Origin of the sequence: Caldimonas brevitalea (assembly GCF_001017435.1) — a bacterium.
Lineage (GTDB): Bacteria > Pseudomonadota > Gammaproteobacteria > Burkholderiales > Burkholderiaceae_C > Caldimonas > Caldimonas brevitalea.
Genome location: NZ_CP011371.1, coordinates 6301455 through 6312567, shown reverse-complemented (window position 1 = coordinate 6312567; position 11113 = coordinate 6301455). Strand labels below are relative to the sequence as shown.

10 protein-coding genes are annotated in these 11113 nt (G+C 69.4%); 2 read left to right on the top strand and 8 right to left on the bottom strand.

Features of this window, described 5'->3' with window-relative positions; all coding sequences use genetic code 11:
• Positions 1 to 4 precede the first annotated feature (4 nt).
• The 5 genes from AAW51_RS26915 to AAW51_RS26895 all read right to left on the bottom strand — a co-directional run bounded on the left by AAW51_RS26915 (position 5) and on the right by AAW51_RS26895 (position 4596).
• A complete protein-coding gene (locus AAW51_RS26915) occupies positions 5 to 991 on the bottom strand; it encodes an HlyD family secretion protein (protein WP_047197081.1) in 987 nt (328 codons plus the stop codon).
• 19 nt (positions 992 to 1010) lie between these two features.
• Positions 1011 to 2357, bottom strand: coding sequence for a TolC family protein (locus AAW51_RS26910; protein ID WP_238947705.1), 1347 nt, complete (start codon positions 2355 to 2357; stop codon positions 1011 to 1013).
• Between the two features lie 404 nt (positions 2358 to 2761).
• Positions 2762 to 3409, bottom strand: a complete 648-nt coding sequence (locus tag AAW51_RS26905) for a BON domain-containing protein (protein WP_238947704.1) — start codon at positions 3407 to 3409, stop codon at positions 2762 to 2764.
• 101 nt (positions 3410 to 3510) lie between these two features.
• Positions 3511 to 4107 (bottom strand): phosphoheptose isomerase, encoded by a 597-nt coding sequence (locus tag AAW51_RS26900; RefSeq protein WP_047197079.1) that lies wholly within the window; start codon positions 4105 to 4107, stop codon positions 3511 to 3513.
• Between the two features lie 105 nt (positions 4108 to 4212).
• Positions 4213 to 4596, bottom strand: a complete 384-nt coding sequence (locus tag AAW51_RS26895) for a YraN family protein (protein ID WP_047197078.1) — start codon at positions 4594 to 4596, stop codon at positions 4213 to 4215.
• On the opposite strand from AAW51_RS26895, the gene rsmI reads away from it, so the two are divergent.
• The gene (gene rsmI / locus AAW51_RS26890; RefSeq protein WP_047197077.1) at positions 4589 to 5500 is read left to right on the top strand and encodes a 16S rRNA (cytidine(1402)-2'-O)-methyltransferase; all 912 of its coding nucleotides are present in this window, start codon (positions 4589 to 4591) and stop codon (positions 5498 to 5500) included. The genes AAW51_RS26895 and rsmI overlap by 8 nt on opposite strands.
• Positions 5501 to 5552: 52 nt before the next feature.
• Here rsmI and AAW51_RS26885 read toward each other — a convergent pair whose 3' ends face one another.
• The 3 genes from AAW51_RS26885 to sctQ form a co-directional block, all read right to left on the bottom strand.
• A complete protein-coding gene (locus AAW51_RS26885) occupies positions 5553 to 6674 on the bottom strand; it encodes a septal ring lytic transglycosylase RlpA family protein (RefSeq protein ID WP_238947703.1) in 1122 nt (373 codons plus the stop codon).
• Positions 6675 to 6902: 228 nt separating this feature from the next.
• On the bottom strand, positions 6903 to 7562 hold the full coding sequence (gene sctR / locus AAW51_RS26880; protein ID WP_047197076.1) for a type III secretion system export apparatus subunit SctR: 660 nt from the start codon (positions 7560 to 7562) through the stop codon (positions 6903 to 6905).
• A gap of 78 nt (positions 7563 to 7640) precedes the next feature.
• Positions 7641 to 8720, bottom strand: coding sequence for a type III secretion system cytoplasmic ring protein SctQ (gene sctQ, locus AAW51_RS26875; RefSeq protein ID WP_047197075.1), 1080 nt, complete (start codon positions 8718 to 8720; stop codon positions 7641 to 7643).
• Between the two features lie 312 nt (positions 8721 to 9032).
• Between sctQ and sctV the strand changes: the two genes are divergently transcribed.
• Positions 9033 to 11108 carry a type III secretion system export apparatus subunit SctV gene (gene sctV, locus AAW51_RS26870; protein WP_047197074.1) on the top strand — a complete coding sequence of 692 codons (2076 nt, stop codon included), beginning with the start codon at positions 9033 to 9035 and terminating at the stop codon, positions 11106 to 11108.
• The last annotated feature ends 5 nt before the right edge of the window (positions 11109 to 11113 follow it).

Here is an 11113-nt window from a genome sequence, read left to right as displayed (position 1 = left end):
GCCCTCACAGCAGCGCCGGGAAGACCACGCTCATGCCCGGCCGCAGCGCCGCGGCATGGGCGGTCGGCCGCAGCCGGACCTCGAAGGTGCGCAGGTCCGTGCCACCGGGACGGGCGGCGCGCCAGGTGGCGAAATCGGGCAGCGCCGAGATCGAGCTGACCTTGAACGAAACCCGCGTCTTCAACGCCGGCACTTCGGCGCTGTGCACGCTCCCCATCGCATAGGCGGCCATCTCGTCCTCGCGCACTTGCAGCACCGCCCACAGATCGGACAGGTTGACCAGGGTCACGACCGGGAACCCCTGCGGCGCCAGCTCACCCGGTTGGATCTGGATCTTGCTCACCTCGCCGCCGACCGGCGCCTTGATGTGGGTCTCCGCGAGGCCCACCTCGGCCTCCGTCACCACGCCGGCCACCTGGCGCACTTGGGCGTTTGCGGCCTGTTGGTCTTCGCGGCGTGCGCCCTTGCGCGCCAGCACGTACTGCGCGCGGGCCGCCTGTTCTTGTTGTTCCGCGGCGCGCCACTGGGCCTCCGCTTCGTCGCGCTTCTGGCGCGCCAGCACCCCTTCGTCGTACATCGCCTGCACCCGCTGGTAGGTGGTGCGGGCGAGTCGGGCGCCGGTGCCGGCGCGCTCCCAATTCGAGCGCGCCATCTCGATCTCTTCCGGCCGCGCGCCGGCGTCGGCCTTGGCCGCCACCGCCTGCGCCGCTTCCTGGGCCGCGCGGGCCTGTACGACCTTGGCCTGCACCTCGGGGCTGTCGAGTTCGAACACCAGGTCCCCGGCTTTGAGTTGCTGCCCCAGCTGCACATGCAGCTGTCCGACCCGCCCGGGGATCTTGGCCGAGACATGCACCTCCTGTGCCTCGATCTGCCCCTGCAGCGGGAGGGACTGCGGCGCGAAGGCCTTCCACAGGCCCCAGGCGAGCACGCCGAGGACGGCAAGGGCGACCAGCGCTGCGACGGCGCTACGTTTCGATCTGGAGCTTGGCATGGTGGTGGTGGTGGCAATGTCAGCGGGCGTCGGATGAAACGACGATGTCGGCCTTGGCGGCCAGCTCGGTCAGGCGGTGCGGTTGGCCGCTCGCCTCGAGCAGCTGGGCCAGTGCCGTGACGTAGTCGTAGGCGGCCTGGACGCGCTCGATTTCCGCGCGCGCCAGCTGCAGTCGCGCATCGGTCACGTCCACCGATGTGGCCTGGCCCTGCTGGAACGAAGCGCTCTGCAGCCGCAGGTCTTCCTGCGCCAGCTCGACGGTCGAGCCCATCGACAGAAACTGGATGCGAGCATGGTCCATCACACGCCACTGCTTTTCGATCTGCGTGGGGATGTCGCGGCTCGCCTGTTGGGCCGTCACCTCCACGCGCTGCTGCTCCAGTCGCGACGCTGCCAGCGTCTTGCCGCGGTCGACGCGTGACACCAGCGGCACGTGCAGGAGCACCCCGAGGAACCAGTTCGGCCGCACCGTCTGGTTGTCGCTCTGGTTGAAGTTGTAGTTGGCCACCCCGGTCACGGTCGGCGCGTGTTCGCTGCCTTGCAGCTTCAAGGCCTGGGCGGCTTGCTCGCGTTTGCTGTCGATCTTTTTCCAGGCCGGGTGCAAGGACTGCCCCGATTCAATGAAAGATTGCAGCGAGCCGACCGGCTGCGAGTGCACGAACAGCGGCGTGGTGGGTTGCACCCGTTCGGGTGAAGCGAGCAGCCGGTCCAGCGCCACCTGGGCGATTTCGAGGTCACTGCGGGCCTTCGCTTCGTCACGCCGCGCGGCGTCGAGCGCGACATCGGCGCGCAGGCGCTCGGAGCGCGCGATGAGCCCGGTCGCTTCGAGCCGGCTGGCCATGCGCTGGTGTTCGGCAATGCCGGTGGTCGCTGCAGCTCGCACCTCGGCGGCGCGGCGTGCCAGTTGCACCGCGAAATAGCGTTGCGCGACCACGGCGGCCTGTTGGTCCTCGGCGTCCAGCCGGTCGGCTTCCGCTTCGGCCGCGCGCCCGGCGGCCAGCCCGTGCACGGCGTCCAGCCGCCCGGCGGTGTACAGCGGCCACAGGCTGCTCAACCACAGGGAGTTGAGGTTGGAGATGCGCTCGGTCGACACGCTGTTCGGTATCGGTGGCACCTGCACACCCGGCAGCACCGCGCCCACCCCGCCGAGCACGGGATTGACCGCGCCGGCCAATGGCGAGGTGTCAAGGTTGAACGACGTCGACACCCGCCCGGTGAAACCTATCAGGCTCAGCGACGGGCGGCTCAGGTGGGCCACCGCCTCGGCCTGCAAGTGCCTGGCCTGCGCGTCGAGCCGCGCGCCCTGCACCGTGCCGGACACGCCGTAGGCCTGTTCCAGCGCTTCACCATAGGCCACCGGGCGCACGGACCCTTGGCTCCACGCAGGTGTCGGGTGCAACAGCGCAAGCCAGCAAACAGCAGTGGTGACGTGGCGCTGCGAAGGCCGCGCGGGGCCAGTCGGCCGCGCTTTCTCAGCGGTGGTCAGGGCAGCTACGGGCTGCGGGCGAGACGGTAGGTCGGCGAGGGGCATCGTGAGGTTGATACACGGTCAGGCAACTCGGCGCCATTGTCATGACGCATGAATGTGTATCTGCAACTTGATGCTGCAGCACGGCGTGAGGCCTGAGAGTGTCTGGCCCCGCGAGTGCGACCTGCCAGATCTGCTGGGCGGGGTGCGGCCGCGCTCGCCGCGCGGGTATTGTCAGCACAACAAAAAAGGCTCCCGTGGGAGCCTTTTTCAGCGAGGAGCGCCCGAACGGGCGGCCCCGTTCACTGGGCCGCGCCGCCCTGCGTGGTGCCCTGCGTGGCGCCCTTGTTCGACGACGAGGCTGGCACGATGCGGGCGAGTTCGTCTTCGGTCAGGATCTCGAACACCTTGACGACCCGCTGCACGCCGGCCACGCTGCGCGCAACTTCGGCGCCGCGGTTGGCTTCGCGCTCGGTCACCCGGCCCATCAGGTAGACGGTGCCGCGTTCGGTGATCACCTTGAAGGCGTTGGCCTGCAGGTCGCGCGCGTCGACCAGCGTGGCCTTGACCTTGCCGGCCAGGATCACGTCGTTCGAGCGCGAGCTGAGCGAACTGTTGGGCGTCACCGCCACCTCGTTGACGAGCGAGCGCACGTTCTCGACCCGCGACACCGTCTGCTCGATCGCCTGGCGGTCCTGCTCGGTCGGTGCTTCACCGGTCAGCAGCAGCATGCGGTTGTAGCTCGTGACGTTGACATGCGCACGCTCGCCGACGGCGTCGCGGATGCGGTTCACGGCCTTCAACTCGATGGTCTGGTCTTCGATCTGGGCGCCGGAGGTGCGGCGGTCGATCGCCAGCATCATGCCGCCGACCATCGCGCCGCCGACGATCAGCGGGGCGCAGCCGGCCAAAGCGGTGGCAAGCGAGGCGGCTGCCACAGCGGCCAGCACTGGGCGCTGCCAGGCGCGCAGCCGCAACGAAACACGGGGGGAGGGGGGAATTTGAGGGGCGGTCTGTGCCGTCTCAGTGCAGTGGGGGTGGCCCTTTGGGCTCATGCGTGGTCCTGTTCTCCGAGCAATTGCGTGTCGATGGCGTCGCACAGGCAGTGCAGCGCCAGAATGTGAACTTCCTGGATGCGGGCGGTGCGCTCGTGCGGCACGCAGATGTGCACGTCGGTCTCGGCCAGCAGATCCTTCATCTTGCCGCCGCCCCGCCCGGTCAGGGCCACCACCGTCATTTCCTTGTCGTGCGCGGCCTGCACCGCCGCCAGCACGTTGGCGGAATTGCCGCTGGTCGACATCGCGATCAGCACGTCGCCCGGCTGGCCCAGCGCCTGCACCTGCTTCGAGAACACCTGGCCGAAGTCGTAGTCGTTGCCGATCGCGGTCAGGATGGAGGTGTCGGTGGTCAGCGCGATGGCGGCAAGGCCCGGGCGCTCACGTTCGAAGCGGCCGACGAACTCGGCGGCGAAGTGCTGCGCGTCGCTGGCCGAACCGCCGTTGCCGCAAGCGAGCACCTTGCCACCGGCTGTCAAACAGCCCAGCACCGCCTGCACCGCATCGGCGATCGGCCGCGCGAGCAGGTCGGCCGCCTGGTATTTCAGGTCGGCGCTTTCGAAAAACTGTTGTTGAATACGTTGTTCCAGCATGGCCGCTGATGATAAGTCACCGTAATGGGATTCTCGGCCGCCGAATCGGTTCCGGACCCGGCACAATTCGCGCCCCCGTGCGGTATCAGGGGCGATCGGGCTGGATCAGCCGGCGTCGAAGGCCCCCTTGAGCCACTCCAGGTGCTCGCCGTCGATCGCGACCACGTCGAAGCGGCACGGCGGCGGCGAGGCGAGCGGCGCCAGGAAATGGCGCGCCGCGAGCACGATACGCCCGCGCTTGGCCGCCGTCACGCTCGCCGCGGCGCCGCCGTGGCGCAGGTTCGCGCGCTGCCGCACTTCGACGAACACCAGCGTGCCGTCGCGCTCGCGCAGGATCAGGTCGACTTCGCCGGCGGGGCGGTGGGGGCCGAGCGCCACGCGATAATTGCGCCGCACCATCACCAGCCCGGCCTGGCACAAGTGAGCAAGCGCTCGCGTCTCGGCCGCGTCCCCCAGCTTCTTCTTCGGATTGCCCTTCGTCGTGACCATCGAGGCTTTGTCCTTGCTTCAGGCGGCGGCCCAGGCGGCCGGCGGCCAGCACTATCCCGCCAGCGCCTTGTATGTCGTCGCGACGCCGATCGGCAACCTGGCAGACATCACGTTGCGCGCGCTGCACGTGCTCGGCCTGGTCGACGCCGTGGCCTGCGAAGACACCCGCCACACCGCCGGGCTGCTGCGCCACTACGGGATCGAGCGCCCGCTGCTGGCCGTGCACGAACACAACGAGCGCGAGGCGGCGCAAGGTGTGTTGGCGCGCCTTGCGTCCGGTGAGCGGGTGGCCTATGTCAGCGACGCCGGCACGCCGGCGGTGTCCGACCCGGGAGCGCGACTGGTGGCGGCGGTACGCGAGGCCGGCTGGCGGGTCGTCGCGGTGCCGGGCGTCAGCAGCGCCACCGCCGCGCTGAGCGTGGCGGGCGACACCGAGCCGGGCGGCTTCCGGTTTGTCGGTTTCCTGCCGGCCAAGCCGCGCGAACTCGAGCAGGCCCTGCGTGAGATCGCCGGGCGTGCCGAGGCGCAGGTCGTGTTCGAAGCGCCGCACCGCATCGAGGCGCTCGGCCGGGCGCTGGCGGCTGCCTGCGGCACTCGCCCGGTCACGGTGTGTCGGGAGCTGACCAAGCAGTTCGAAAGTGTCACCACCTTGCCGGCGGCCGAGCTGCCCGGCTGGCTCGACGGCGACCCGATGCGGCGCAAGGGCGAGTTCGTGCTGGTGCTGCATGCGCGCCCCGGCGGCGCGGCGCCGGCCGACGCGCTCGGCCAGGCGGAGCCCGTGCTGCGCGCCCTGGTCGAGGCCCTGCCGATGAAACAAGCGGTGGCCCTGGCAGCCCAGGTCACCGGCGCGCCGCGCAACGCGCTCTACGAGCGGGCGCTGGCGTTGAAGCAGTCGGACGACTGAGCGCCGGCCGCCGCGCGATGGCGCCGGCAGCGCCGCCCCCGCACCTGCGCTCTCAGCGCTCGACCACCACCGGCACCAGTTTCAAGGCGTCTTGCAGTCGCAAGGCCGTCGATGCGGCTTCGGCGCGGCTCGGGTAGGGGCCGGCCTGCAGGCGGAACATCGACGCGTCGTCGAAGATGGCCAGCAGCGGGCGCAACCAGTCCAGCTCGTCGCTGACCCGGCGGTGGAAACTCTCCGCGCCAGCCCGCTGGCGGAACACGCCCAGCTGCACCCAGAAGCCCTCGGGGGCTGCCTGGCTGCTGCGGGCGGTGGCGGCATCGGTCGCCGCGGGCGGCGCGAGCGCTGCGACGGCAGGTGCCGCCGGCGCCGTCGCGGCCAGGGCCGGCGTCACCTCGGCTGGCGCGACCGCTGCTCCCGCCGTAGGCGTCGACACGTCGGGCGAGGTGCCCGGCGCGGGTTCGCTGCGAGGGGCGGGCGCTGCCGGCGCGTCGAGCCGATCTTCACGGGGGCTCGACCGTTCGGGCGCGGCCGTGCTGCTGCGGGTTTCGTCTTCGGCCACCCGCACCACGGCAGCCTCGTCGCCGGGTGAGCGCCGCCAGGTGCCGGCGCGGATCTCGTCGTGGGTGATACGTTCGACCTCCACCTCGGCACTGCCGCGGCGCACGATGCCGAGCTTGGCGGCGGCCGCATAGCTCAGGTCGAGGATGCGGTTGCCGTGAAAGGGCCCGCGGTCGTTGATGCGCACGATCACCTCACGCCCGGACGCGACATGGCGCACCCGCGCATAGCTCGGGATGGGCAACGTCGGGTGCGCCGCCGTCATCGCATACATGTCGTAGGTTTCGCCGCTCGAGGTGCGCCGGCCGTGGAACTTGCGGCCGTACCACGAGGCGATGCCGCGCTGCCGATACGACTGGTCGGCGGTGGTGGGCACATAGGAGCGTCCGAGCACCGTGTAAGGACGGTTGCTGCCGCGGGCCAGCGGTTCGATGCGCGGCTCGGCGTCGGGGACGTTCCCCACCGCGGCCGGCGGGCGGCCCGGCCCGTCGTCGTCAGGACGCGGCGCGCCGGGTTTGGAGGCGCAGCCCACCAGCACGACGGCCGTGCCGACGGTGAGGGCGCACACCAGGCGACGCAGCACCGGACGCGGCGCGGTCGGGAGGGGAGCAGACAAGGCAAACATGGCGCGAGGGTAGCCGACCCCCACGCCTGGCTTCAACGCCACCGTTGGGTGGACGCATCACCCCCCTGGGGTGGACCCATCACCCCCGGACGGTGGTGGCGCCGGCGGCGAAGCCGCGCCGTTCCAGGTGCCGCGGCCTCGGTGCCGGCGACGCGAGCGTTCACGTTCGGCAACGTCCTTTACCGCTGTGGCCCGCGGTTGCGACGCCGGCACCGCGCGTCAGCGGTAGGACAACACCAGCCCGTGCACCAAGCGCGTCCAGCCATCGAGCATCACGAACAGCAGCAACTTGAACGGCAGCGAAATGGTGGTGGGCGAGATCATCGACATGCCCAGCGCCAGCAGCACTGTCGCGACGATCAGGTCGACCACCACGAACACCAGGTAGATCACGAAGCCGATCTGGAAGGCGCGTGTCAGTTCACTGAGCGTGAAGCTCGGCACCAGCACCATGAAGTCGTCCGCCTGCAGCTTGTCCGCCCGTTCCTTGGGCCAGATGTTGCCGGCCGACTTCAGGAAAAACTGGCGTTCGCGTTCTTGTGTGTGCTTCTGCAAGAACTCCTTCACCGGCACCTTGGCGGCGTCGATCACCGCCATGATGTCGTTGAGCCCCTCGCCCTTCTCGCCGAACTGGCGCCCGCGCAAGGCATCGCCCACGTCCATGCCGACGGGCGCCATGATGTAGATCGACAAGATGATGGCGATGCCGTTGAGCACCATGTTCGGCGGCGTCTGCTGCAGGCCCAGCGCCGTGCGTAACAGGCCGAACACGATGACGAGCTTGGTGTAGCTGGTCACCATCAGCGCGACGAAAGGCGCCAGGCCGAACGCGACGATGAGGGCGACCAGCGTGAGCGGTTCCGGCAAGCCTCCTTGCATTTCAGTCTCCCTCGTGTGTCGTGGCGTGCGCTGGCACGTGCGCGGTCATGGCGCGCGCGTTGACCGCCGCCATGTTCATCAGATCTCGCCCGGCGCGAATTCGGACACCCGCACGCCGAGCCGGTCGCCCACCGCCACCAGATACCCTTTGCCGAGCACATTGCCGTGCGCCAGGATGCGCACCGGGCTGCGGTTCAGCGGCTGCCCCAGGTCGAACACATGGCCGGCCCGGATGGCTCGAAGCTCGCCGAGCGACAGCGACAAGTCGCCGACCTCGAAGCGCAGGCTGACCTCGAGCGCGTCGAGCCGGTCGATCGGCAGGTTGGCGGTGTCGTCGGCAGGGCCGGCGGGTGCAGCGGTGTCTCGGTTCATGGTGCGGTCTCTCGATTGCGTGAGCGTGATGCGCGAGCCTTCGGCGAGCCCGACGAGTTCGCGGCCCCCGGCGCCGCCCAACTCGGCGGTGACGACGAGCGCGGCCCCTGACGAGGCCCAAGACTCGATGCCGATGATGTCGCCCGGCCGGATGCTGCCGACCTCGCGCAGCGTGATCTGGGTGTGGCCGAGACGGAAGTTGACCGGCATGCGCAGCCGGTCGAAGGCGCGCGTGGCCGGTGCACCCTCTGGTTGCAGTGTCGGCACCAGGGTGTCGAACGACGCACCGGCCTCGAACTGCAGGTAGCCGCGCAGCGGTACACCGCCGTCGGCGGGTGTGGCGACGAAGAACGCCGCGCGCAATGGGTCGCAGGGCTCCACCGCGGCGTCATCCTCGGGCGGTGTCCATTCAAAGTGCAGCCGCAGGGCACGTTCCGCCGCATCGACGGCGCCCTGCAGCGCATCGGCCAGCAGCAGGTAGCGCAGCTCGCGCGGCAGCAGGTCGACACGGCGCTCGTCCAGCAAGGCCGACACGCTGGGCGCGTCCAGTCCGAGCTGGCCCGCATGAGAGCCGAACCTGAAGCGATAGAGGTCGAGCGGGCTGCGCTCGAGGGCGTTCTTTTCGGCGTGCCACCGCAGCGTATGGCGGCGGCCGCGTACCTCGAAGCTGAACGACGGCGACGCGCCATACAAGCGGTTGAGTGCGCGTGCAGCGGCGGCGTCGGCGCGCGGCAGCACGCTCGACGCGCCCAGCTCCGTCACGGCCTGGTCAGGAGGCGTCAACATTCACAAGCTCGGTGTGCCACGCAATGATGGAGTGTCGGTATTTGTATTTGTGTGGTCCTGTCACGGCTCTCACAAATGGAGAGCCATGCTTGCCGTGTCTTCTGCGGCTGGGGCAGCGTATCGAAAGAGCGTCTGGCAAGGAAGTACGCAAAACCGTAGTCATGCCTTCGGCAAACGGTGCATCGCGCTACGAGAACTCGTGGTTGCTCCGCGTCTGGCGCGAGACTTAAAGTCCGCCGCATCATGGCCCTGGTGCCGCTTCATGCGGCCATGGCTGCTTCAGCACGAGTTTCGGCTCCTACCCCAACATCCATGGCCACTCAGGCGCGACCTTTCCAGTACGGCTCCGGCGTACGCGATCTGCTCGGCACGGCAGGGCGTCACAACGACCTGCTGTTGGCCGCATTGCTGGTGGCCATCGTCGCGCTGTTCGTGCTGCCGCTGCCGACGCCGCTGCTCGATCTGCTGATCGCCACCAACCTCGCGATCAGCCTGGTGCTGCTGATCGTCGCGATGTACGTGCCGTCGGCGCTGTCGCTGTCCACCTTCCCGTCGCTGCTGCTGTTCACGACGCTGTTCCGCCTCGCGCTCAACATCGCATCGACCAAGCTGATCCTGCTGCAGGCCAACGCCGGCCACATCATCGACACCTTCGGCAAGCTGATCGTCGGCAACAACGTGGTGGTCGGCGGCGTGGTGTTCCTGATCATCGCGATCGTGCAGTTCATCGTGATCGCCAAGGGCTCCGAGCGGGTCGCCGAGGTCGCGGCGCGCTTCGCGCTCGACGCGATGCCGGGCAAGCAGATGAGCATCGACGCCGACGTGCGCGCCGGTGCGTTGTCGTCGCAGCAGGCCCAGAAGCGGCGCCAGGTGCTCGAGCAGGAGTGCCAGCTGCACGGCGCGATGGACGGGGCGATGAAATTCGTCAAGGGTGACGCCATCGCCGGCATCATCATTGCACTTGTTAATATCTTGGCCGGGGTCGCGATCGGCTCGCTGATGCACGGCATGAGCGTCGCCGGCGCGTTGCAACGCTACGCCATCCTCACCGTCGGCGACGGCATGGTGTCGCAGATCCCCTCGCTGCTGGTGTCGATCGCCGCCGGCATCGTGATCACCCGCGTCAGCGCCGGCGAAGGTCGCGAGCGGCAGCTGGCGGGCCAGATCGGCCAGCAGCTGCTGGCCCATCCGCGCGCGCTGTTCATCGCCGGCCTCGCGGTCGCGAGCTTTCTGCTCGTGCCGGGCTTTCCCAAGTGGGTGTTCGCGCTGCTGGCCGGCGTGATCCTGTTCGCCGGGCTCGCCACGCACCGGATGCGGCAGCAGCGCCGTACGCCGGCCTGGATCTCGCACGGCGCCCGCGGCACCGACGAAGACGCCGAGAACGAACAGGACGCCGCGATTGCCGCGCCGCTCGCCGTGCGGCTGTCGGCCAGCCTGCGCGGCGGGATCGACCGTTATGCGCTCGACCAGCAGTTGAGCGCGGTCAAGCTGGCCGTCGAAAGCGACCTCGGCCCGGTGTTCCCGCGGCTGCAGGTGCGGTATGCCGACGGCCTGGCCGAACACCAGTACCAACTGCTGGTGCAGGACGTGGCCGTCGCCGAGGGACGTTTGCGCCCGGGGTGGCAGCTGCTCGATCCGGCCGAGGCCGCCGCGGCGCCCGCGGGCGCGGAAGTCGCCGAACCCTTCGGCCCCTTCACTCGGGTGGTGTGGGTGCCGAACGTGCCCCCCAATGCCCGCGCATGGACCTGCGAGGACGTCGTGGGGCAGCATGTCGACCACACGGTGCGACGCAACGTCAAGCAGTTGATCGGCCTGCAGGAGGTGCAGAAGCTGCTGCACGTGGTGCAGCGCGACGCACCCGAACTGGCGGCCGAGGTGTCGCGGGTCGCGACCCCGCAGCGTATCGCCGAAGTGTTGCGCCGCTTGCTGCAAGAAGGCATTCCGATCCGCAACCTGCACGCCATCTTCGAGAGCCTGGCGATCTGGGCGCCCAAGGAGCAGGACGGCATTGCGCTGACCGAGCTGGTGCGCATCGACATGGGCCGCTACATCACCAGCCGCTACGTCGGCGCGAACCGCCAGCTGGAGGCCGTCCTGTTCGAGTCCAGCCTGATCACCCGCATCGAGAAGGCCGTCGAACGTTCACCACGCGGCAACCTGTTGCTGCTGAGCCCGGCGGTCAGCCAGGACATCCGCGAACAGGTGCGCCGCATCCTCGGTGCCACCACCGGCCGTGTCGTCACCATCGTTTCCTCCGATGTGCGCCGCTATGTCAAGACGCTCATCGAGCCGGTCGCGCCGCAGCTGCCGGTGCTGTCCTACCAGGAGCTCGACGAAGACGTCGCGCTGCAGCCGGTCGGCTGGGTCACCAATCCGCAGGCGCAATGAACGCA

Excerpts from the sequence above, each read along its gene's own strand:
- AAW51_RS26915 (WP_047197081.1), bottom strand. The coding sequence starts at position 991 with ATGCCAAGCTCCAGATCGAAACGTAGCGCCGTCGCAGCGCTGGTCGCC.
- AAW51_RS26900 (WP_047197079.1), bottom strand. The coding sequence starts at position 4,107 with ATGCTGGAACAACGTATTCAACAACAGTTTTTCGAAAGCGCCGACCTG.
- AAW51_RS26895 (WP_047197078.1), bottom strand. The coding sequence starts at position 4,596 with ATGGTCACGACGAAGGGCAATCCGAAGAAGAAGCTGGGGGACGCGGCC.
- sctR (WP_047197076.1), bottom strand. The coding sequence starts at position 7,562 with ATGCAAGGAGGCTTGCCGGAACCGCTCACGCTGGTCGCCCTCATCGTC.
- sctQ (WP_047197075.1), bottom strand. The coding sequence starts at position 8,720 with ATGTTGACGCCTCCTGACCAGGCCGTGACGGAGCTGGGCGCGTCGAGC.
- sctV (WP_047197074.1), top strand. The coding sequence starts at position 9,033 with ATGGCCACTCAGGCGCGACCTTTCCAGTACGGCTCCGGCGTACGCGAT.